Raw genomic sequence first — 21596 nt, forward strand, 5'->3', positions numbered from 1 at the left:
CTACACACTTAGCCCCCGGTCAATGCAACGTTATGCAGTTGCTAGCAGGGGTTAAAAGAAGGGAGTTCGCGTTCTACTGAATCTCTTTTGGGACCAACCAAGGGAGAAGCCAGATGGAACGCGAACTCTGGGAGCAACTGTACGCGATTGCCAGGCGGCTGGACAACGTTTGGACGAGCGGGTTTTACCGGGCGTCGGAGGTCGTGGCGGTGTTCTTATGGGCGGTGGTCCACGACCGGCCCACCAGCTGGGCCTGCCAGCCCGACAACTGGCCGCCGCAGCTATCGGTTCCGTTCCCGTCGCAATCGACGATGAGCCGCCGGCTACGGAGCCGTGGCGTGAGGGAGCTGCTGGGCCGTCTGGAGCAGGCGTTGGGGGGCGACCCGCGGCGCTGGTGGTTGCAACGGATCGACAGCAAGCCGCTGCCGATCGGTTCCTACAGCAAGGACCCCGACGCGCGCGTGGGGCGGGCGGCCAACCGCTTCGCGAAGGGCTACAAGCTGCACGTGGTGTGGGGCGAGGGCCCGCTCCCTTCGGTGTGGCGGGTGGAGCCGATGAACACGGGCGACGCGACGGCCGCTCGTCCGCTGCTCGAAGAGCTGCCGGGCGAGGGCTATGTGACGGGGGACCGTCAGTACGACAGCAACCCGCTGCACCGCGTGGCTTCGCCGCGTCATCAGATCATCGCCCAGCAGCAGCGGCCGGGGCAGGCGTTGGGGCATCGCCGCCACGAGCCCAGCCGTGTGCACTGCCTGGAGATGCTCCGCCGTCCCTTCGGACAAGCCGTGCTCGCCTTCCGCGACCCGATCGAACGCTGCTTCGGCAACCTCACCAGCTTCGCCGGCGGCCTGGGCCCCCTGCCAAGCTGGGTCCGCCGCCAACACCGCGTCCACCTCTGGGTCCAAGCCAAGCTCCTCCTCAACGCCCTCCGCGTCCTCAAACGACAAAAGCTCGTGATAGCAACTGCATAACGTTGCAATGATCGGGGGCTAAATAAGCCGCCGCAACCAAATCGCTACCCACCCGCTCCGCCCCCCGTAGAATGCCCCACAGCATCCACGGACACAGGACAGGGCAGGGGCATGGCCAATCGCGACACTCTCGGCGGCGTCATCCACACGTACCAGAAGTACGACCCGATGCGGTTCCCCTCGCCCCGCGATCCGGGGGAGGGGCCCGACATGGTCTCCGCGGCGTTCGAGCACGCCCTCATGTTCGGCGAACGCCGCGAACTCACCGAAGAAGAAATGGCACGGGCGATCCGCCTCGACCCCTCCCAGATCGCCGGCCTCGGGCCCAGCATCGACGCGCTGAAGGCGATGCTCGAGGAACGCAAGCGGAAGATCCTGGAGCGGTTCGAGACCCGCAAGGCCCGCAAGCGCGCCCACAAGGCGCTGCACGGCGCCGCGGCGGAGGTGAAGCCGCCCAAGGAGTTTGCCGACCGCTTCCGCCAAGCGATCAAGACCGAGCAGCTCCGCGACCTGGAGCGCCTATGGTACGCCACCGGCGACGACAGCTCGCCGTTCGCGCGGCAGCTTGTCCAACTGCTCGATCGGATGGGCGATAAGTACGAGATCGAAGAATTGATCGCCAAGTACGTCTTCACCGGCGCCGAGTCGATGACCGTGCCACAGGCGCTGGAGGTCAAGGAAGAGCTCGAGAAGATCGACGAACTGCTCAAGCAGCTCGAAGAGGCTGCGAAGACAGCGCAGATCGGTCTGATCGATATGGACCTGCTCAGCGAGTTCGCCGAGCCGGGCGACGTCGAAGGTCTCTCCGAGTTGCAGCAGCAAGTGCAGGACTATTTGCGTGAGGTCGCCGAACGCCAGGGCCTCGAACAGTCCAAGCAAGGCGGCGCCTTTAAGCTCACGCCAAAAGCGCATCGCGTCTTCCAGAACAAGCTCCTCCAGCGTCTGTTCAGCGACCTCCAGGCCAGCCGCACCGGCCGCCACCAAGCCGACCTCACCGGCGAAGGCGCTGTCGAGACGCAGCGCACCCGGCCGTACGAGTTCGGCGACTCGGTGGCGAATATGGACATCGTCTCTACGTTCACGAACGCGATTCTGCGAAGTCACGCGGAACGTGGCGCTAAGTTGGAAGTGGGAAGTGGGAAGTCGGAAAGTAGTGAATCGGACTCAACCGCAAAAAACTTCCCACTTCCAACTTCCCACTTCCAACTTCGATCCGATGACATCGTCGTCCACAAAACGCGCAACACGCCCAAAGCCGCCACCTCGGTTGTGATGGACATGTCGGGCTCGATGCGCTACGACGGGCAGTACGTGAACGTCAAGCGGATGGCGCTCGCGCTGCAAGGGCTGCTCAGGAGCGAGTTCCCCGGCGACTTCCTGTCGTTCGTCGAGTGCTACTCGTTTGGTAAGCCGGTCGAGCCAGGCAAGCTGCTGTCGCTGATGCCCAAGCCGGTGACGATCAACAACCCGGTGGTGCAGCTGCGGGCCGACATGAGCCGCGACGATATTTCTGAGCAGATGGTCCCGCCGCACTTCACGAACCTCCAACACGGCCTGTCGATCGCCCGCCGTCAACTCGCTGTGCAGGACACGCCTAACCGGCAGATTGTGCTGATCACCGACGGCCTGCCGACAGCTCACTTCGAGGGAGAGGTGCTCTACCTCCTCTACCCCCCCGACCCCAGGACCGAGGCCGCGACGCTCCGGGAGGGGATGCTCTGCGCCCGCGAAGGGATCACGATCAATCTCTTCTTGCTGCCGAGTTGGTCGCAAACCGAAGAGGACGTGCGGTTCGCGTATCGGCTCGCCGAGTCGACTCGGGGCCGGGTTTTCTTCACCGCGGGACGGGATTTAGACCGTTATGTGGTCTGGGATTACGTGTCGCGACGTCGGGAAGTGCTGGGATAGGGGTCCCGAGTTGGCCCTTAGCCACCCAGAGGGAGGGGCGGTAAACTTTCCCCAACCGGTCACAGCCCCGCTGTCGGGATCGGCGGCATACCCGGCGAAGACCGACGCGGCGCCCGTTGCGGAACACCGAGACGAGGCAACGCCGGTACAACCCGCTAGCGACGCCGACCGATAAACCAGGAGACGTCCACCTTGTCGCTCCCAACTGACGCCTCTCCCCCCGGAGTCGCTGTTCACATGCGCCTTGCTTCGCTGAACGCCGTTTGTTTATTGAATCGATTCGCCCCGGTCGCACTGACCGTTGCCTTGGTGGCGTCAGCCGCTGCGGCTTGGGCTGCGCCGAAAGCCGCTGAGATCTTCCCCGCGGAGACCGTCGGCTTCGCTGCGGCCGAGGACGCCGTCGATCTTGGCGAGCGGTGGGAAAGGACCCAAGCCGGCCGCTTTACGTCCGACCCGACGATGAAGCCGTTCGTTGATCAGGTCCGCAGGCGGATGAGCGGACAGCTCGGCTCGCTGGAGCAGCGTCTCGGCGTGACGATCGACGATTTTCGCAACGTCGCCACCGGCGAGGTGGCCGTCGGCGTCGTGAAGTCGAATGTCAAGAACCAACGCGGGACGCTCGCCGCACTGGTCGACGCAACGGGACGTGACGCCGAAGCGAAGTCATTGCTCTCAAGTATCGACAAACGCTTAACGCAACGCGGCGCCAAGCGGTCCACCGCGGGCGAGCTTACGATCTATGTTCTCCCGGAGGATAAGCAGGCAGACCTAACAGAGCGAACCGCCGCTGTCTTCCACCAAGGGGGCTACGTCGGCGTCACCGAGAGCCAACAGGTTGCGGCCGACTTACTCACCCGTCTCCGCGGTCAGAAGTCGGGAGAGGTGCTCGCAAACGTGGCGGCCTACAAAGAAACCCAAGCCCGGGCCCGCAAGGCCGCCGGTCGCTCCGAGACCCACTTGAGTTGGTATCTCGCGCCATTCGAGTACCAAGCCGCTACCCGCGACGCCATAACCGAGGGCGTGCTGCCGGACAAGAAAGACACGCTAGCCATCCTCGCCGAGCAAGGCTTTGACGCCATTACCGGCATCGGCGGCTTAGTAAGCGTTGCGACGTCGCCGGAGCGCGACTTCGTGCACCATACCTTCGTTTTCGCGCCCCCGAAGCCAGGGACCGCGGGCAAGCCAGCGGACCAGCGGTACGAGGGGGGGATGCGGATGCTCGAACTCCCGAACTCCGCCGAACGTCTCTCGGCCGATAGCCCGCCGGTCGAGCCGTGGGCGCCACGCCAGGTGGCGACCTACAAGACCCTGCACGTCGATGTTGAGAATGTGTTCGAGCACCTACCGTCCACCTTCGACGCCTTCGCCGGCTACAAGGGCGCCTTCGAGAACGTTCTTACCGGACTTGAGAAGGACCCCTACGGACCCAAGATCAACGTCAAGCGTGACATCCTCCCGTACTTCGGTACACGGGCGGTCGTGATGACCGACTATACGCTTCCCATCGATCCCAAGTGTGAGCGATACCTGCTCGTGATCGACGTCAAGGATGAAGCCGCCCTCCGCGAGCCGATCGACCGCTGGCTCTATAGCGACGGCGCCGAACAGAAGGAGATCGAGGGCGTTCCCTATTGGGAAATGGTTCCCGAAGATCAAGCCCTGGGGCACGACGACCTCGACCCGCTGGCGCCGCTCGGCGAGCCCGTTCAGCCGGTCCAAGGCGAGCGTGAAGAGCGAGTCCTGCAACGCGCCGCCGTCTGCCTCCACCAGGGCCGGCTGGCGATCGCTTCCGACGCCGACTTCCTCCGTCAGGCGGTGTTCGGCGTGTCGGCGGGCGAGTCGCTCTCGCACAGCCCCGACATGCGGGCCACGATCGGCGCCCTCGCCGATATCGCCCCCGGCGATCGCTGCGTCTGGACTTTTACCCGCAGTGACGAGGCGTTCCGTCCGACGTACCAACTTGTCCGCGAAGGCAAGATGCCCAAGTCGCAGACGTTCTTCGGCCGGTTGCTTAACCGCATGATGACCACCGAAGAGCAACGCGAAGTCGGCGCCGAGCGAGAGCAGAAGGTCCAAGGCGACCGTCTGCCGTCGTTCGAACTGGCCCGCCGGTACTTCGGCCCCTCGGCGCGCAGCGTCCGCAGCGAAGACGACGGCTGGCTGATCAGCGGCGTCGTGCTGAGCAAGGCGCCCGAAGGCGACCGCCCGGCGGCGTCGGTTGCGCAGAACCAACGATAGAGTTCGCCTGCGATAGTCCCCCTCCTTAAAACGGAGGGGGGATCTACGGCGACTCTACCTTCGCCCAATAGGGCCGCTTCCGATCCGCCCGCGTCCGCACGTCTTCAAGCAGTGTCTTCAGGTCGGGCTGTACCCGTTCGTCACGGGCGACGAGCCGCTTGCCGTTGTGCTCGATCTCAATCGGTTCGGTGAAGTTCACGAGTTCGGGTGAGAGCCAAACCGTCACCTTCTCAGCGCCGGTGTAGAGGCCCAGCTTGTTGCCGCTGAACTTGCGGCCACGGATCGACGCCGCGCGGACGCCGCGATCCGGGGGCCACTCGGCTGGAGCTGTCATCGACTTCTCGGGGAGGCCGCTGGCCTCGATCCACCAAAAGAAGTTGTCCCACGGCCGCATCGTGAAGCACTCGAACTCTTCGGGCGGGGGCCCACGACGCTTGCGATTCATCCATTCGAAGGCGAGTTGGAGGTCGTCGGACAGCGGGTCGTAACCGCGTCCGCGGTACTCGACGACGGTCGTATCGTTCCGAGGACGCAGGTAGCGATCGAGTTCGCGCGCGTTGCGGGCGATCTTGTCGCCGTCGAGTTCGCCGAGCACGATGCGCCACGGGACGAACTCGGAGTTTTTCCAATACCACGCACAGTACTGATCGGCGACGCCGAGGAAGGGGAGGGCGCCCGCCCATAAGTCGGGGTGGGCGAGCGCCAGGTCCCACGCCAAGTCGCCGCCGGCGCCGTGCCCGGTGACGAATACCCGGTCGGGGTCGATAGCGACCCGGCGCATCGCGTCTCGAAGCGATGCGAGCACCGCCGCGTGCTCTTCGGCGGTATAACCATAACGGAGTTGATTGCTCCAAGCCCATTCGACCGCGACGACGACATAGCCGTGCCGCGTCGCCTGCCCGACCCGGCCAATCCCTTCGCGGACGCCGCCGGACCAGAAGTCGAGCTGCCGCTCCGGCGCGACGCCGAGGTCGCCCAGCGTGACGATCGTCGGGTAGCTGCGTAGCGGGTCGTACTCGGGCGGCAGCTGCACGACCCAACGGACCTCGCGGTCGCCCACCTTCACAAAACGCTCGAAGTAACCGGGCACGGCGCCGGTGGTGGGTGGCGATGCGGCGGATTCGGATTCGTTATCGACCGGGTCCACCAGCGGCAGCGGGGGCTCCATCCGGGCGACCAGCTCGGCGATCTTCGAGACCTCGGCGCCCTCGGCGTCTTGCAGCGTCAAGAAGACCGCGTCGCGAGCCTGGGCGTCGCGCGTCGAGAGGTAACGCCGCATATTGTCACGAATCCGCACCAGCTGCAACGCGCCCGGCAGCGAGTCCACCGCGTTGTTCGATCCGAGCAGCCAGCCGCTGATCGCCACCGCGGCGAGTTCTTCGGCGCCGAGGGCGTTGCCCGTCGCCAGTTGCCGAAACGCCGTCAAGCGGTCTTCACTGGCCGAGCTGAGCCGCTGCTTGATCTCGGCGACAATGATCGCCGCGACGCGACGCGTCGCTTCGTCTTGCAAGCCCTCGACGGTGCGTTCGAGTTGATCGAGCAGGTCGGCGCGGAGGTCGCGTGTCGCGTCGTCGTCGTCGAGAAGCTCGCGCACGCGTTGCAGCGTGTCGCCGGCGACGCCGTCGGCGGGGAAGCGTTCGAGCAGCGACCGAGCCAGCTGGTGTTGCCCCGCCGCTTGCCTCAGCTCGATCTCCGCCAGCAGCGTCCGCGAAGCCAGCTCACGCAGCCGCCGCAGGTTGTCGTCGATGTCCTCGGCCTCAACGCCCGCGCGACCGGCGAAGTCGTTGCGGATGGTTTCAAGTTCCCGCGCCGCGTCGCGGTAACGCTCCGCCTGCAGGTACAGCCGCACGACCTGCATCCGCTGGTCGAAGTCGTCTTGTGCGACAGCGCCCGTCAGGATTGTGCTCAGCGTTTCGCGCGGCAGGCTGCTGGTCGCCAACCGCATGTCCCAGATGTAACTGCGGGGCTCGGCGCGGAGGCCTTGCACGCGTGTGTAGACCGGGGTGACCTCGGTGACGCCCTGGATGACAGAGATCGGGCCTTTGTCGCTCGGCAACTCGATGATCCGCCGGCCATGGTCGTCGAACGGGCTGACCCGCGACGGCGCACCGATCACCCCCAGCGATGCGCCGCGTTTGGCGTCGTTCTGCCAGACCCGGATCTTGACCGTGGGTTCACCGCGCTGATCGAGCACCTCACGGACGGCCGTCTTGTGCAGGTACGTGCGCCGTAGGCCGTCTTCGACGACGAGGATCGACTTGAGGTTGGTTCCGCCCGAGGCGGTATTGGGCGCCAGCGGGTCTTCGGCGACGCCGCTTGTCTCGCCCAACTCGCCAACGAGGACGCGGCCGTCTTTGATCTGGATGGTCGCGGCTGTCGCTAGGCTGGCCGCAAAGCCGGCGAGCGGCAGGCACGCGGCGCCGGCCAGACAAAAACGCCAAAGCGTCTTCACCGCCGGCGCGGGGGGAAAACGCAAGGTACGTTTTAGATAGGCCATAACAGATCGCGGGCGGCGGGCCCCACCGGTTCGCCAGCGGGCGATTTTCGTCGAGGAGCACTACTAACTATCTTCGGGCGCGGCTCGCGGGGGTCAAACCTCTGGCAGCCGCTTGCCGCCAATCAATGGCGCGACGTTCGCTTGCCGCTACCCCGACCGCTACATCCGCTACCACTGACCGACCCTCTGGCCCTTGAGCTGACCCTCTGAGGACGTGTCCGATGCCCGATCCGCCCGCGATTCAACACCCCCGACGGACTTCTAACAAGAAACACCACACGGCGACGGCGTTCGCCCCGCCGATCGTCCGGGCGACGGCCGCCCTGGCTTGGCTCGTTTCGGCGGTCTGCTTCATCCGCGCGGCGAGCCTCTGGTTCGGCGGCGTGCAGGACTTCACCGACGCCGTCTTCTTCCTCGGCCTGGGGGGCGGCGCCGCGTATCTAGGCTTGGCCCTGCCGCGACGGGTCGTCTCGGCGTGGCGGGCGTGCCGGCAACTCGCCGCCGCGACGGGCACGATCAACATGGTGGTGATGCCCGCCCTTGTTGTGGCGGGGGCCCTGGCGGTCGGCTACCGGCTCTGGTCCGGCGTCGATCCCGCCCTCGCCGCCTGGACCGTCAAACTCTGCGTCGCCGGCGTGGCCACCGCCGTGCCGTGGATGTTCTACCACGCATTGGGGGACGACCGGGTGAGAAGCTGGTTCTGCGCGGTCGACTGCCGATGAGGGGCGGAATGACCAATGTCCAAGCCCCAATGACCAATGGAAGGGGCCAGGAGTCAGTAATCAGGATGAGCTTGTGCGGCGGTGCCTCATTGGTCATTGGGACTTGGTCATTGGTCATTGGTCATTAGCTGCCCTCGGCGTCTTGGCGGTGAGCTTCTAACCGGCGAGAATCGCCGGCATGAAGGACTTCACCCGCGAAAGCCTCGTTCACGACCCGGTGCATGGCTACGTGCCGTTCGTCTCGGTCGTGCCCGACGGCGAAGTAAGCGAACGCCGGCTGCTCGACAACCCGTGGCTCCAGCGGCTGAGGCAGATCCACCAACTCCAGACCGCTTGGTGGGTCTATCCGTCCGCCGAGCACACGAGGTTCCAGCACGTCATCGGCGCCATGCACATGGCGAGCCGGGCGGTCGAGACGCTCTACGAATCGCTGCACGACGTCTGTAAGGGGGACGTTCCTAGTCGCAAGGCGGTCGATTGCCTCTGCCGCACCGCGGCCCTGCTGCACGACGTCGGCCACGGGCCGTTCGGCCACTTCTTCGACGAGCACTTCCTCAAGCCGCACTACGGCCTGACGCACGAGACGCTCGGCGCCTTCATCATTGAGCACGAGCTGGCGAAGCTGCTCGAGGGCATCTACGAGTGCCCCAGCGGCCGCATGCAGGCGGGCGAGTCGATCGACCCGGCGCACGTCGCCATGCTCATTCAGCGTCCCAAGCGGGACGACTCCAGCGAGTGGCCGCGCTGGCTAGTGCTGCTGCGGAGCCTCTTCTGCGGGCTCTACACCGTGGACAGCATGGACTTCGTCCTCCGCGACGCCTACATGACCGGCTACAGCGCCCGGGCGTACGACCTCGAACGTCTGTTGCGCTACAGCTTCTTCAGCGACCGCGGCCTGACGATCCACCAGAAGGGGCTTTCGGCCCTGATCAAGTTCGTCCAGACGAAGAGCGAGCTGTTCCGCGCCGTCTACTTCCATCGCACCGTGCGGGCGATCGACAAGACGTTGCGCGACATCTTCGTCGATAGCCGTGAGCTGCTGTTCCCCCACGACCCCCGTGAGCGGCTCGACGACTACTGCCGGTTCACCGAGTGGTCGCTGCTAATCGACGTGAGCCGCTGGGCCGAGTCGAGCGACGCCAAGAAGCGACTGCTCGCACCGCGTTGGGAACGCATTCTCGGCCGTGAGGTCGATTGGATCGCGGTCGAGGACCGCAACGTCACGTACCGCCCCGGCGAGTCGGAACAGTCGAGCCTGTTCAGCGACGCCGGCCTGTTGGAGCACGCCATCCGTAGCCGCCTGCCCGCCGATATCGAAGACCTGCCGATGCAGATCGACTTGCCGCGCCACATCTACCGGCCCGACGCGCTGGCTGCAACGGCGGGCCAGAACTATCAGTTCAAACCGTCAACGGGCAAGGTTTATCCGCTGACCGACGATCAACTCTTCCGCCAGCTGCCGGTCGCCCACCGCGCTTGCCGTGTCTACTTGCAGAAGAACCACCCGAAAGAACACGCCGCCGCGGTTGGCGAAGCGCTCGACGCGCTTGTCGGCAGCCGGAGCGAAGACGATCTAACAAATATGTAAAGAAGAACGGGACGCGGATGTCAACGGATTCAGCGGATCGACGCGGATCCAAGCTGAGACCAATCCGCGTTGATCCTTAATAATCCGTGAAAATCCGCGTCCCCCTTTTGTCCCGCCAGACGATGCCCGACCACGAAGTTTATGAGAACCCCCTAATCTCGCGCTACGCCTCGCGCCCGATGGCGTCGTTGTGGGGAGCGCAGAAGAAGTTCTCGACCTGGCGGCGGCTGTGGGTGTGGCTCGCCGAGGCGGAGGCGGAGTTGGGGCTGCCGATCACCGCGGCGCAGCTCGACGAACTGCGGGCGAAGGTCGATGACATCGACTTCACCGCCGCGGCGGGCTACGAGAAGAAGCTCCGTCACGACGTGATGGCTCATGTCCACACGTACGGTGACGCGTGTCCCAATGCGAAGGGCATCATCCACCTCGGCGCGACGAGCAACTTTGTCGTCGATAACGCCGACGTGATTGTCATCCGCGAGTCGCTGGAACTCGTCGCCAGCCGCTTGGCGGCCGTCATCGACGCCCTCGCCGCGTTCGCCGAGAAGCACCGCGACCTACCGACGCTCGGCTTCACGCACTTGCAGCCCGCCCAGCCGACGACTGTCGGCAAGCGCGCGACGCTCTGGTGCTACGACCTGGCGCTTGACCTCGCCGAAGTTGAGCACCGCATCGCGACGCTCAAGGCCCGCAGCACGAAGGGGACTACCGGCACGCAGGCGAGCTTCCTCGAGCTCTTCGAGGGCGATCACGACAAGTGCCGCCAGCTCGAACAACGCGTCGCCGAGAAGATGGGCTTTGACGCTTCTTATGCGGTAACGGGCCAGACGTACCCGCGAAAGGTCGACGCCCAGGTGCTCGACTGCCTCTCGGGGATCGCCGCGAGCGCTCACAAGGCGACGACTGACCTCCGCATCCTGGCGATGCGCAAGGAAATCGAAGAGCCCTTCGAAGAGCACCAGATCGGTTCGTCGGCGATGCCCTACAAGCGCAATCCGATGCGTAGCGAGCGGATCGGCGCGCTGTCGCGGTTCGTGATGAGCCTCGCCCAGAACGGCGCCGCCACGCACGCCACGCAGTGGATGGAGCGGACGCTCGACGACTCGGCCAATCGCCGGCTCTCGCTGCCGCAGGCGTTCCTTGGCGTCGATGCGGTGCTGGTGATCTACGAGAACGTGGCGCGCGGCATGGTGGTCTACCCCGAGGTGATCGCCAAGAACCTCCGCGAAGAGCTGCCGTTCATGATCACCGAGAACGTGCTGATGGAAGCCGTCAAAGCGGGCGGCGACCGCCAAGACCTCCACGAAAAAATCCGCCAACACAGCCAAGCCGCCGGCGCGGTTGTCAAACAACAAGGGGGCGCCAACGACTTGCTCGATCGCTTGCGCAGCGACGACGCCTTCAAAGCCGTCGACCTCGGCAGCATCGCCGACCCTTCGCAACTCGTGGGCCGCGCGCCGCAGCAGGTGGACGAGTTCCTCACCGAGGTCGTCGCGCCCATCCGCGAGCGCTACGCTGACCGGGCTGCCGAAGGCGAAGAGCTGCGTGTCTAAAGACGCCGCATCGTTTCGTGTTCACCACGCCTGCGATCGCTTATACTCCCTTCACAGAAGTTCGGGCCTGCTCCTCTGCCAAAGGTTCTAACGATGCCATGCAAGCGAGCATTGGTGGCGGCCATTGTGAGTTTAGCCATCGCTGTCGATGCCTCTGAGAGTTGTGCGGCGACGCTCCCGAGCACCGGTTTGCAGCTACAGGCCACCGCCAACGTCTCCATCGACCCCAGCGCCTTCTTCAGGCCTGGTGAAGAAATCACGATCCGCTTCGACCTGCGCCCCGAAGACCTGCGTCGGTCCACCGCCAGGCCATCCACGGGCTGGTCATTCCTCTACGTCAATAATCCGATACCGGTCCATGTTTCCAGTGAACGCGCGGGCGAACACCCAACGGTCGGCGTGATCGGACGTCTCTTGGCGACGAGCGGCGCCTCAACGATGGACCAGATACGCGTCGACGTACTAGTGGGAAACGAAGTTGTGCCCGTGATCACCATCCCGCGGACGCTTGACCCCACAACTTTCCCGCTGTCGATCGAAGCGATGCTGGAGGCGATCCGGCAGTCCATCGAGGATCCCGGGGTAACGCCGATCAACGCGGACGGGATGCTCTTGGTGGACACCGGGCCTGGACCTGGAGACCGAGAGATCGTCCGATTCGTCAACGCCCGCTGGTCGCTGATCCCAGAACCGGGGACGACGGCAAGCGTCATGATCGCCATCCTGCCGGGCTGGTTCGTGCGTCGGAAAGCCCACGAAAACTAGCCGCGCGTCGAACCGCGGCGCAATCAGTTGAACCCTTCTTTTCGCATCACGGACGTTGCCGTCAGCGTTTGCCCGCCGAGGAACCACGGCGTTGGGCTCCAGCTGACGGAGAGGAAATCGACCGTTAGCGTCATGGTGATCAAGTCGCCCCCCTTGGCCGTGCCCGGGTCTGGCGAAACCGTCGCGGTGACGCCCGGCACCGAGGCGCCGGCGGCGTAATTCACCGCGGACGTGACGGCGCCCGCCGAGGTGCCGTTGAGGGTCGCCGCCTCACGGGCGCCGACCCGCGAGGCGTTCACTAGCACCTGCTGCACCATCAGCGCTCGGCCGATCTCGATGCAGCCGAGGATCATCAGGAAGAACAACGGCGCGACGATCGCGAACTCGACCACCGCGGCGCCGCGGCGGTCGGTTTGGCGTGAACGGCGGCGAGGGCGTGGCCGGTTGGCGTACATTCGAGGGGTGCCACTGCTAGAGGTGTGGGGGCGTCAAGTCAAAGCCGCAGCGGCTACTGGAGAAGCACCGCTGGCGAGTAGACCTGATAGCTCGTCCCGGCCACGGTCGTGGGCACAACGCCAGTCGCGAGGACGGGCGCCGTCTGGATGGTCAGGTGCTTCTTGTTCATGGGTCCGGTCAGCTTCACATCGACGATACGGATTCCCTGCCAAGCCACGATCGTATAGATCGCGTTGTTGCCGGGGCCTTCGACCTTGCTGAAGATCGGGATGATCCGCGGCTTCCCCTTGATAGCGGCGAGCTCGTCTTTGACGCCGGCGCTGATGCCCGTGTCGCCATTGAGCGTCAACTCGCCGTTCTCGTCGAACACAAGCGGCTTGCCGAGCGCCGCGAAGTCGGCGGCGCTGATCCCGTAAAGGATCTGTCGGGCGATGTCGTTGGTGCTGTTGTTCGCGCCGCCGATATCGACCGTGCCGCGGTTGCCCGGTGAACCGGTCCCTTGCGGGTAGAGATTGACCTCGACCTTGCCATCGGAACCGCTCGTGACGGCGCCGGTCGCTTCGTTGTACTTGTAAGAATCGGAGCCATTGCCGGCGAGCCAGCTGAGGTGCGTCTGGCGGTCGAGCGCGAAGGGGAGCAGGTCGATGTTGCCGCCCCCGGACGGGGCCTGAAAGCCGCCGACGTTCCGCACCAAGCCAGCCGTCGCCTCGGCTTCGAGTGATTGCGTGCGGATGCCGAACACGCTGGCGAAGAACAGCGGCGCGGCGCCGTTGAGCGTCTCGTCGCGGCGGATCTTTACCCTGGCGGCGTTGAACAGCGCGGAGTCGCTGGTCTCCATCGCGTCGGGGGCGCCGAGGTCGGCGAGGTAGCCGAACACCAGGTCGCCGCTCGAGGTGTTCGCATAGTTCGAGTCGATCTGCGGCGCCACGCGGCCGACGATGTTGGTCGAGGCGACGCTCGCCGCGGCGGCGCGGCCCGCCAGGACCGCGGCGTCGGCCGGCAGCTCGTCCGCCATGCCGGAGGCCATCTCCCACGCGGCCGCCATCGCAGCGGCGTCGGCGGTGCGTTGCAGTTCCTCCTTCACCGAGAGGATGTAACCGACGTCAACGCTGAAGGCGACCATGCCGAGCATGACGATCGAGAAGAGCGCGGCGAGCACCGTAATGGCGCCGCGCCGTTGGCCACGCGTCTGGCGTGGCAAGAGTGGGTGGTGGCGCATGGGGACTCTCCCGAGAAAGACTAGAAGGATCGTCGGAGAGTTCGCTTCGCCCGCGAAACCAGAGGCCGATGCTTACACAACAACACGTCTTCAGCGACCCGTCAGGGGTCGAGGTCGGCGTCGATGTCGATCGGCGCGACCATCTCTTGGTACTCGTCATCGCCGTCGAACCGCCAACGGAGCTTCTCGAGCACCAACGACGAGACACGGTTGCCCGCGTAGCCGATGCCCGACTCCGTGAGAGAAGTCGCCGGCAGGTAGCCATTGAGCCGCGCCAGCTCGGTGTGGGTAGTGATCTTGAGCGCTTCACCAGCGGCGAAGTTACCCCAGGTCGTGGACTCGGCGTTGAACACCTCGTAGGTCAGGCTGCAATCCGATAGCGTCAACCGCTGCGCCCAACGGATCGTCTCGCCGTCGGTGTCGAGCGGCAACTCGTTCGAAGCCGACTTGCTCGAACGCCAATTCTCACCGTTCCAGTGTTGCAGCTGGACGCCGCCGGGCTCGAAGCCGGGATAGCTCCAGTGGTTGAGGCTCAGCAGAAAGAAGTCGCTGTCGATGCCGCCCGCAGGAGACATCACCATGCTGACTTGCGGCGCCGTCCGGAGCGCGTCTGGGCCGCCGACGGCGAGCGACCAGTGCTCCTCGATCTCGACGACATCACCATCACCCCCCGAGGCAGGGTTCGCGGCGACGAGCAGGGCCAACGCCATTGCCGAACCGCGCAGGGCTCGACGTGCGACCGATGAGGTCATTGCGCCTTCTCCGGGCTGGGCGTCCCGCCAACGCCCTACTTGGACGAGTTCGTTAGAAGAGCGGCCGCCGAAGCGGCCGGGGCGAGTGCGGGTTACCTCTCCGCCCAATAGAAAACGTAGGTCACAACTGTGAGGCATTGCGAAGAAAACTTCGCATTGCGGCAGTCCGTCAAGCGACGTCTTTGGTGCGGACCTGCTCCGACCGGTCGATGCGGGCCTGCATGGCGTTGAACGCCTCGGCCAAGTCTTGCCAGTAGTCGCCGTCACGGAAGCGGATCGGATCGACGTGCTCGCCCGCGGCCGCGCGGCGCATCGACTCGCGCAGCCGCACCATCGGACCCGCAAAGCGGTGCGAGAACTTCACCAGATCTAATAGCACCACCGGCAGCAACGCCGCCGCGGCCACCAGCCCCATAATTAAACACGAGATCAGCGACCGCAGTTGTTCGGGCGACTCGACGAGCTGGGCGATGCCGGGCGCGATAAAGACCCACCCGACAACCGTCAGCATCCCAACGACCGTGAGGCTGAGGGCCCAATAGCGAGCCGCGATCCAGACGAGTCCGCCCTGGATATCGCGATCGACAAATACCCGCTTCCGCTGATGCTTCGACATGACGCTACTCCCCCGTGAAGAGCCTCCGCGCAGACCACGACCTAGGGATCGGCGAGGCCATTGAGAAGCCTAGCTCAGGAAAAGGAGGGGGGAGGAACGAGGGATTCTGAGCCGTCGGCGCTAGCCGCGGGTAGCCTCTCCAGCTGGTCGTCTACTTCGCAAAGCGAACGCCCAACGTTGGCCTTGAGACGCGCTGAAAATCGGTTCGATAGCCGAACGAGACCCAGTGGGCATGAACACGCGTCCAGATGCGAATAAAGGGCCTTTGCGGAGCCTTCCGCGGCGTCTTTGGTCCGAGTGTCGACCCGGGCTCGCGACGCACGGAAGGGCCCTCTATGGGCCCCACAGAAGGCGCCGGCAAAACCCCCGTGTTTTCCAGGGGTTCAGCACCGGCGAGCCGGGAGCGTCAGCGACCGGAGGGATGCGGGTCCACGTATGGCGAGCGTGTCCGTCGCGCACTCCGGTCGCTGACGCTCCCGGCTCGCCGGCGCTGGTGGATCGCTGGCGGCGCTCGGCTTCCCAGGGGGACGCGTAGGATGCGACCCAGGCCACGCTTGCTGAGAACTCAGGGGCGCCCGGCGCGTCGGCGGAGAGCCCCGACGCCCAAGACGATGACGCCGATGGTGGTTCCGCAGTCGTCATTAGCTGCTGAGGTAAGCTGCCCATCGACAAGTTGGAGGACGCTCAGTGCTACCCGTCATGGATCTGTTGGGGATGCCGATGCAAACTATCCCTTAGTGACAATGTCGTATGCAACGGACTTCCAGCAAGCGGTGCCCGAATGCCTGCTTCGAGACTGACGGCGAGACACGCCTTCATGTACTTCGTGATCGGCGCATGGGCATTCGCGGTGATTGGCATCGGCTTGGGGATGGCGGCGGGCGCCATGGACACCGGCCAGACCGATGCCGCGTTATGGCGTAAAGCTTTGTACGTGTTCTCGATGACGCTCGCGGCAGCCGTTGTCGCCGCGGCCTTGGGGACGATTTATGCTGGCTGGCTACGCCTCCGTCGCTTTTCGGCAAGGTGGCGGAAAGCCCGCGTCGTGCCTCTCGGCGCCGGTTTCGTCTCTTGGATTTCAGTCGTGTTGTTTTACTTTCCTCTTTATTTGGCGCTTGGCCAACCAACGGAGTCGACCGGAGGCTTCGTGGAGGACTACGCCTACCTGGTCTTGATCCCGTTGGTCCTGGTTGCCTTGGCTGAGGGAAGTTATCGCTTGCTCAAGTCGATCGATGCCGACATTCCAGTCACGCCGCAGAGCGAAGAGCTTCCTTGAGTGCGCTGCTGTGGCAAGCGTCAGGAGCATCGCAGTAAACGCGGGGGTATCACTAAGACGTAGACTACCCGCCGCGTCGGCATTAAGCCTCGATACTAAGGACGATGAAACCGACGAAGCAATGGCGATCCCGCAACTGACCAAGGTGAGCTGCACCTCAGCGAGTTGCGCTACAGCGCCGTCGGGAGCGGTTGGTCCAACAGAGGCAGTTTGATGGCGCATGGAAACGACGGCTACGATTCAGTCCGCAGTCGCGCCTTTGAAGGGGCATCGAAGGATCCCTCCTGGCAGCTAATCAATGAAATCACTCGATTGGGACTGAATAGCCAAACGATAAAACAACCGCTACAAGCCCGACTCGGGTGCATGTCATATTAAGCGTTGCAAGCATTGGGAGGATGTCTTGTACTCAAGAGTGGACGATGGCGAGGCTCTAGTTTATTCCGCCTTCACGAGGACGGGGGGCTTCCAGGCGCCTTCGCCCGGGGGAAGGATCGAAGGTTCTTCGGTCTTCGGCCAGTACAGTCGCATGGCGAGGTAGATCGGCCCGTCCGGAGCGGGAAGCCAGTTGCTTTCCTTGTCGTCGCCGGGGCTGTCCTTCTGGATGTAGATGGTCAGCGAGCCGTCGTCGTTCTTTTTCATGTTGGGGACCATCGGCGAATTAATGAGATAGCGGTCGATGGGATTCTTGATCAGGAACTGGGTCTTGCCGTCGTACATGGTCACCGACCAGAAGGCGTTAACGGGGGGGAATCCATCCGCCGGGAAGGTCAGCGTGTAGTTGTACTTGCTCCCGTCGAGGGTTTCGCCCTTCTCATCCACGCGGGTGAGCGGGTAGGCGGCTTCCACAGCATCGTTGCCGTAAATCCCTCCCTTTGCCGCCGCGGCGCGCATCAGCCAATCGCCGTTGAAGAACTCCTGGTCGCCGAAGAAGGAACCGATGTTCCAGCCGTTGACTTTCTTGGTTCCGTCGGCCAGCCATTTGCTCACCTTCTCATCGCCCTCCTTCATCGCGATGCCGACGGCGGCCTTGTGTTCCAGGGAGAGGTCCTTGAAGTCGAAGGTCTTACCGGGGCCGACGCCGATGCTGGCGAGCTTTGAGCGAATCTCTTTGCTGTCTTCCGCCGGCGGGACGAACTCGAGGGCCGCGTCCAGGTACTGAAAGAAGTTTTCCTTGATCCCGGCGGTTGTTGCAGGAAGGAAGTCAATCTTCGGCGCCCCGGGAGGGGCGGGTTTCTTCAGGTAGGAGGAGAGGGGCTGAACCTTGTAGCCATCCTGCACCTTGATCACGTTCGGCATATCGTCCGGATTGAAGAGCTGGGTCCGGTAGGCGGCTAGTGAGAACGGGGTGGTCGAAGTGAAGACCTGCTTGATGCCTTCGGGTTTCTCGCCTTTCCAATCGGGGCCAACGACCATGTAGTCGCCAGGCTCGTTGCCCGTGGCCCGGCTGCCCATGTACCCATAGTTGTAGGTATTGCCGTCGCAGAGCATTACCGAGAAATAGCGATCCTTATCCACCGGAGGCACCGACAGCACGATTGGCTCGGCTCGTAGGTCCAGCCAGGCCAGCGAGTAAGGCGTGTCGCTGTTCGGCGTGATGACCGCGGTGTCCTTGTAGGTGAATACGCGCGGTTCATTGAGGATTTCGTTGAACGGCGCCTTGAACTGCCCCGAGTCCTGATTGACGGCGTATTCGTTCATCACCGCGTAGTTCATCACGATCGGCAGACCGTAGATGAATCCTTCCTCGGCAATGGCCTTGGTTTCTTCGATGCTGGGGGCGGAGACGCCTTCCGCTTTGTCAGCTTTGTCCGCTAAAGAAATGGCGTCGTTCGTTTCGCTGCAGCCAACAAACGTAGTGATGGCGATCGCGAACGCGGCGACGGCCAGACTTGGGAAATGTATTGCTTTCATTGCTGATGGCTTTTCGGGGGAAGTTTGTGCCAGGACAGACAAGATGATGCGTAGAGGCGCCAAGTCCGACTAGAGAGAGTATCACCCGTTCGACATCGGACCGATAGTAGGCGGCGCGATGCATAGGCCGCAAATCGTCATAGCTCGAAGATTTGCCAGCTGGTTTCGCGGAACTGCAATCGATGGAACACACTTCATCGACCCCACCGATCTCGTTCCTCAGGTAGGTAGCATCATCCAAGTTCGATTGTGACCCCGCCAAACTGCTGTCGGTGAACATCACCTTGGCAAGATACGACCAGTCTCTGCGACGCGTCGAAGTGAAACTCCTCAGCACCTTCGGTGCGCCTCATCGTCGCAGCGTTACAGCTGACTTCGGGCACTTTGCAAATTGCCCATCTGGCGTCGGGTGCATCATCCGCCCCCTGGAGGCGACTTCGCCAAGGCACAGCGGCGTCAAATCTCGAATAAGACCTCGGCGCCTAGCTCGATGAGCTAGGGCACAGCGAGTTGCCCAAGCTCAACAACGGCGATTCTTGCATCCGCCCTGAGCTGTCTCCACCAAGGCGGTTTTAAGGAGCCACTCGAGCATCGATAGATCGGACGGCTGCGAACGTCGTCCTGTCGGGCGAGCGTAAGAGTCGGTGGCGCCAGCGGATCTGGTATCCTGGGGCGGCGCCCCCCTCGCATCTCCCGGTTCTCTTGGTGACTTTCCGCTTACTTAAATGTCCGATAGCACGAATGTCAGCCACTGGATTGATTTGGTGAAGGCGGGCGATTCGGCCGCCGCGAATCGCCTATGGCGTCACTACTTCACCCGCCTAGTGCGGTCGGTCCGCGCCCGGTTGCATGGGAGCGATCGCGCCGTCACGGACGAGGAGGACATCGCGCTGAGCGTGTTCGACAGCTTCTACGACGCGGCCGAGAAGGGGCGTTTCCCCGACCTGTCCGATCGTGACGATCTGTGGCGGCTCTTGCTGCGGATGGCGGCCAGGAAGGTGGTCGACAAGCGGCGGCGCGACCGGAGGCAGCGGCGTGGCGGAGACGTCCGGCTCCACTCCCTCGACCACGCCGGGGACGGCGAGCAGGTCATCGAAGCCATCGGTGACGAGCCGTCGCCGGAAATGGCGCTGATGATGCAGGAATCCGTGCAGCAACTTTTTTCTGAATTGGGTGTCGGCCCGCTCGGAGAAGTAGCGGTGGCCAAGTTAGAGGGGTACACGAACGCCGAAATCGCCCGCCGATTCGGCTGCTCCGAACGGACGATCGAGCGTCGTCTGCACTTGATCCGCGAGAAATGTCAGCAGGAGACGATTGAAGCCGATGAACATCCGCCAGAAGAAGCTGCCGATCGCGGCCCTGGAACGCATCGATGATTTGTGCGCCGAGTTTGAGCGGAAGTGGCAATCCGACGAGCCGCCGACGATCGAATCGGTGCTGATGGTTGAATCGGCACGGACAGCCGACGCCTCGACGCTGGAGCGTGACGTCTTGCTGGCGGAATTGGTCGTTCTGGACATCGACTACCGGCGGCGCCGCGGTGAAACGCCGACGAAGCAAGAGTACCTGGATCGGTTCCCCGACCGCGCCGCGGTCGTCAACGACGCGCTGGCGGATGCTCCGGTACGGGCCGGCGCGTTGCAACCGCCGACCGTGGGGCAACTAGCGGAACTATTCCCTTCGCTGGAGATCATCGAGCTGGTTGGCGCCGGCGGGATGGGCGCGGTTTACAAGGCGCGGCAACCGGGGCTCGATCGACTGGTGGCGCTGAAGGTGCTGCCGTCGGAGTTCGATCACGACGTGAAGTTCGCCCTCCGCTTTACGCGGGAGGCGCGGACCCTCGCTAAGCTGAGCCATCCGAACATCGTGTCGGTGCACGAGTTCGGCAACGTCGGAGAGACGTATTACTTCCTGATGGAGTTCGTCGACGGCTCGACGCTCCGCGACATCGTGACCGCGGGGCAGCTGTCGCCCGAGCACGCGCTGGCGATCGTGCCGCACCTCTGCGACGCGCTACAGTACGCCCACGACAAGGGGATCGTCCACCGCGACATCAAGCCCGAGAACATCCTGATCGCCGCCGATGGGACGGTGAAGATCGCCGACTTCGGACTCTCACGGATCCTGGGGGATGAAGGCCAACAAGAGGCCCTCACGGGGACGCACCAGATTATGGGCACGCCCCGCTACATGGCGCCCGAGCAGCTCGAGGGCACGCGCAGCGTCGATCACCGAGCGGACATTTATTCGCTGGGCGTCGTGTTCTACGAGATGCTCACCGGGGAACTCCCCATTGGGCGGTTCTCGGCGCCGTCGAAGAAAGTGAAGATCGACGTTCGGCTTGATGAAGTCGTGCTGCGCACGCTTGAGAAAGAGCCGCGGCGTCGCTACCAGCGCGCCAGCCAGGTGAAGTCCGACATGGAATCGATCGCTTCGCAAGGCGTTGCGGCCGGCGACCCAGCCGAGGCGCGGACGGTCATCTACGAATCCAGTTCGCGGGACGACCTTGGCGCCGGCACGGCGAACATCGCGCAGCAAGAGCTCGCCGGCAGGATGCTGCTGACCCGCCGTCAACTCATGGACCGCATCGAGCAATCGCTGCGCCCGCTCTTCCGCTGGCAGTTGCTGCAGGCGGTGTTGGGAGTGGCGCTTATCGCCCTCGGCGCGCAGTGCTGGGCCCGTAACACGGATGTCCCCCACCGCGTGGTGAACGGAGTCATCCTGCACGTCTACGGCGTGCTCGTGTTCGCTCAGGCGCTACTGGTTTGCACGAGGGTCCGACGGATCGACTACTCGAAGCCGGTCCGCGATATCCGAGAGAAATTGGACAGCCTGCGCAGCGGCTACCTGCGTGCGGGCGTCCTCATCGGCTTCGTGTGGTGGCTGATGTGGATTCCGGTAGCGGTCGCTTTGGGATTCGACTTCGTGTTGTACCCGAACTCGATCTACCCGTCGCTGATCGTGGGAGTCGTCGGTTTCGGCGTCTCGGTGTGGCTCTACCTCCGTGTCCTGCGTACAGGGAATCCCTCCGCAGAGACGTGGAAGAGGAAACTAGCCGGTGAGAGTATTGCCGCCGCGTATCTCGCGCTCGACGAAATCGAGAGCGCTCAGATCAACTGAG

16 protein-coding genes are annotated in these 21596 nt (G+C 64.0%); 10 read left to right on the forward strand and 6 right to left on the reverse strand.

Going from position 1 to position 21596, the window contains the following annotated elements; all coding sequences use genetic code 11:
* Nucleotides 1-113: 113 nt before the first annotated feature.
* The 3 genes from Spa11_RS10885 (at nucleotide 114) to Spa11_RS10895 (ending at nucleotide 5117) form a co-directional block, all read left to right on the forward strand.
* Nucleotides 114-971 carry a transposase gene (locus tag Spa11_RS10885; protein WP_145112085.1) on the forward strand — a complete coding sequence of 286 codons (858 nt, stop codon included), beginning with the start codon at nucleotides 114-116 and terminating at the stop codon, nucleotides 969-971.
* Between the two features lie 111 nt (nucleotides 972-1082).
* Complete coding sequence (locus Spa11_RS10890; protein WP_145112090.1) at nucleotides 1083-2879, forward strand: vWA domain-containing protein; 1797 nt, start codon at nucleotides 1083-1085, stop codon at nucleotides 2877-2879.
* A 192-nt stretch (nucleotides 2880-3071) separates the two neighbouring features.
* Entirely contained in the window at nucleotides 3072-5117 is a 2046-nt protein-coding gene (locus Spa11_RS10895; protein ID WP_145112092.1) for a hypothetical protein, read from the forward strand.
* A 43-nt stretch (nucleotides 5118-5160) separates the two neighbouring features.
* Here the strand turns inward: Spa11_RS10895 and Spa11_RS10900 are convergent, their stop codons facing one another.
* Nucleotides 5161-7593 carry an alpha/beta hydrolase fold domain-containing protein gene (locus Spa11_RS10900; RefSeq protein WP_197529909.1) on the reverse strand — a complete coding sequence of 811 codons (2433 nt, stop codon included), beginning with the start codon at nucleotides 7591-7593 and terminating at the stop codon, nucleotides 5161-5163.
* Nucleotides 7594-7835: 242 nt separating this feature from the next.
* Here Spa11_RS10900 and Spa11_RS10905 point away from each other — a divergent pair, with 242 nt between their 5' ends.
* The 4 genes from Spa11_RS10905 (at nucleotide 7836) to Spa11_RS10920 (ending at nucleotide 12242) form a co-directional block, all read left to right on the forward strand.
* Complete coding sequence (locus Spa11_RS10905; RefSeq protein ID WP_145112098.1) at nucleotides 7836-8336, forward strand: hypothetical protein; 501 nt, start codon at nucleotides 7836-7838, stop codon at nucleotides 8334-8336.
* A 178-nt stretch (nucleotides 8337-8514) separates the two neighbouring features.
* A complete protein-coding gene (locus tag Spa11_RS10910; RefSeq protein WP_145112101.1) occupies nucleotides 8515-9924 on the forward strand; it encodes an HD domain-containing protein in 1410 nt (469 codons plus the stop codon).
* Between the two features lie 122 nt (nucleotides 9925-10046).
* Nucleotides 10047-11477, forward strand: coding sequence for an adenylosuccinate lyase (gene purB / locus Spa11_RS10915; RefSeq protein ID WP_145112104.1), 1431 nt, complete (start codon nucleotides 10047-10049; stop codon nucleotides 11475-11477).
* A gap of 93 nt (nucleotides 11478-11570) precedes the next feature.
* The gene (locus Spa11_RS10920; protein WP_145112107.1) at nucleotides 11571-12242 is read left to right on the forward strand and encodes a PEP-CTERM sorting domain-containing protein; all 672 of its coding nucleotides are present in this window, start codon (nucleotides 11571-11573) and stop codon (nucleotides 12240-12242) included.
* 23 nt (nucleotides 12243-12265) lie between these two features.
* Here Spa11_RS10920 and Spa11_RS10925 read toward each other — a convergent pair whose 3' ends face one another.
* The 4 genes from Spa11_RS10925 to Spa11_RS10940 form a co-directional block, all read right to left on the reverse strand.
* Nucleotides 12266-12697, reverse strand: coding sequence for a TadE family protein (locus Spa11_RS10925; RefSeq protein ID WP_145112110.1), 432 nt, complete (start codon nucleotides 12695-12697; stop codon nucleotides 12266-12268).
* Nucleotides 12698-12750: 53 nt separating this feature from the next.
* A complete protein-coding gene (locus Spa11_RS10930; protein ID WP_145112113.1) occupies nucleotides 12751-13917 on the reverse strand; it encodes a pilus assembly protein TadG-related protein in 1167 nt (388 codons plus the stop codon).
* A gap of 101 nt (nucleotides 13918-14018) precedes the next feature.
* Nucleotides 14019-14669 carry a hypothetical protein gene (locus tag Spa11_RS10935; protein WP_145112117.1) on the reverse strand — a complete coding sequence of 217 codons (651 nt, stop codon included), beginning with the start codon at nucleotides 14667-14669 and terminating at the stop codon, nucleotides 14019-14021.
* Between the two features lie 169 nt (nucleotides 14670-14838).
* Nucleotides 14839-15285 carry a HAMP domain-containing protein gene (locus tag Spa11_RS10940; protein ID WP_145112120.1) on the reverse strand — a complete coding sequence of 149 codons (447 nt, stop codon included), beginning with the start codon at nucleotides 15283-15285 and terminating at the stop codon, nucleotides 14839-14841.
* Between the two features lie 817 nt (nucleotides 15286-16102).
* Between Spa11_RS10940 and Spa11_RS10945 the strand changes: the two genes are divergently transcribed.
* Nucleotides 16103-16561 (forward strand): hypothetical protein, encoded by a 459-nt coding sequence (locus Spa11_RS10945; RefSeq protein ID WP_145112124.1) that lies wholly within the window; start codon nucleotides 16103-16105, stop codon nucleotides 16559-16561.
* Nucleotides 16562-16999: 438 nt separating this feature from the next.
* Here the strand turns inward: Spa11_RS10945 and Spa11_RS10950 are convergent, their stop codons facing one another.
* A complete protein-coding gene (locus Spa11_RS10950) occupies nucleotides 17000-18517 on the reverse strand; it encodes a DUF1254 domain-containing protein (RefSeq protein ID WP_231933238.1) in 1518 nt (505 codons plus the stop codon).
* Between the two features lie 683 nt (nucleotides 18518-19200).
* Between Spa11_RS10950 and Spa11_RS10955 the strand changes: the two genes are divergently transcribed.
* Together Spa11_RS10955 and Spa11_RS10960 are read left to right on the forward strand one after the other, a co-directional pair.
* Nucleotides 19201-19851 carry an ECF-type sigma factor gene (locus Spa11_RS10955; RefSeq protein WP_145112126.1) on the forward strand — a complete coding sequence of 217 codons (651 nt, stop codon included), beginning with the start codon at nucleotides 19201-19203 and terminating at the stop codon, nucleotides 19849-19851.
* Nucleotides 19799-21595, forward strand: a complete 1797-nt coding sequence (locus Spa11_RS10960; RefSeq protein WP_231933239.1) for a serine/threonine-protein kinase — start codon at nucleotides 19799-19801, stop codon at nucleotides 21593-21595. Before Spa11_RS10955 ends, Spa11_RS10960 begins: the two co-directional genes overlap by 53 nt.
* Nucleotide 21596 lies beyond the last annotated feature (1 nt).

This window comes from Botrimarina mediterranea (genome assembly GCF_007753265.1).
GTDB classification, from domain to species: Bacteria; Planctomycetota; Planctomycetia; order Pirellulales; family Lacipirellulaceae; genus Botrimarina; species Botrimarina mediterranea.

Coding starts and splice junctions, on each gene's coding strand:
- Spa11_RS10890 (WP_145112090.1), top strand. CDS start 1,083: ATGGCCAATCGCGACACTCTCGGCGGCGTCATCCACACGTACCAGAAG.
- Spa11_RS10905 (WP_145112098.1), top strand. CDS start 7,836: ATGCCCGATCCGCCCGCGATTCAACACCCCCGACGGACTTCTAACAAG.
- Spa11_RS10940 (WP_145112120.1), bottom strand. CDS start 15,285: ATGTCGAAGCATCAGCGGAAGCGGGTATTTGTCGATCGCGATATCCAG.
- Spa11_RS10910 (WP_145112101.1), top strand. CDS start 8,515: ATGAAGGACTTCACCCGCGAAAGCCTCGTTCACGACCCGGTGCATGGC.
- Spa11_RS10920 (WP_145112107.1), top strand. CDS start 11,571: ATGCCATGCAAGCGAGCATTGGTGGCGGCCATTGTGAGTTTAGCCATC.
- Spa11_RS10955 (WP_145112126.1), top strand. CDS start 19,201: ATGTCCGATAGCACGAATGTCAGCCACTGGATTGATTTGGTGAAGGCG.
- Spa11_RS10930 (WP_145112113.1), bottom strand. CDS start 13,917: ATGCGCCACCACCCACTCTTGCCACGCCAGACGCGTGGCCAACGGCGC.
- Spa11_RS10935 (WP_145112117.1), bottom strand. CDS start 14,669: ATGACCTCATCGGTCGCACGTCGAGCCCTGCGCGGTTCGGCAATGGCG.
- Spa11_RS10960 (WP_231933239.1), top strand. CDS start 19,799: ATGAACATCCGCCAGAAGAAGCTGCCGATCGCGGCCCTGGAACGCATC.
- Spa11_RS10925 (WP_145112110.1), bottom strand. CDS start 12,697: ATGTACGCCAACCGGCCACGCCCTCGCCGCCGTTCACGCCAAACCGAC.
- Spa11_RS10885 (WP_145112085.1), top strand. CDS start 114: ATGGAACGCGAACTCTGGGAGCAACTGTACGCGATTGCCAGGCGGCTG.
- purB (WP_145112104.1), top strand. CDS start 10,047: ATGCCCGACCACGAAGTTTATGAGAACCCCCTAATCTCGCGCTACGCC.
- Spa11_RS10945 (WP_145112124.1), top strand. CDS start 16,103: ATGTACTTCGTGATCGGCGCATGGGCATTCGCGGTGATTGGCATCGGC.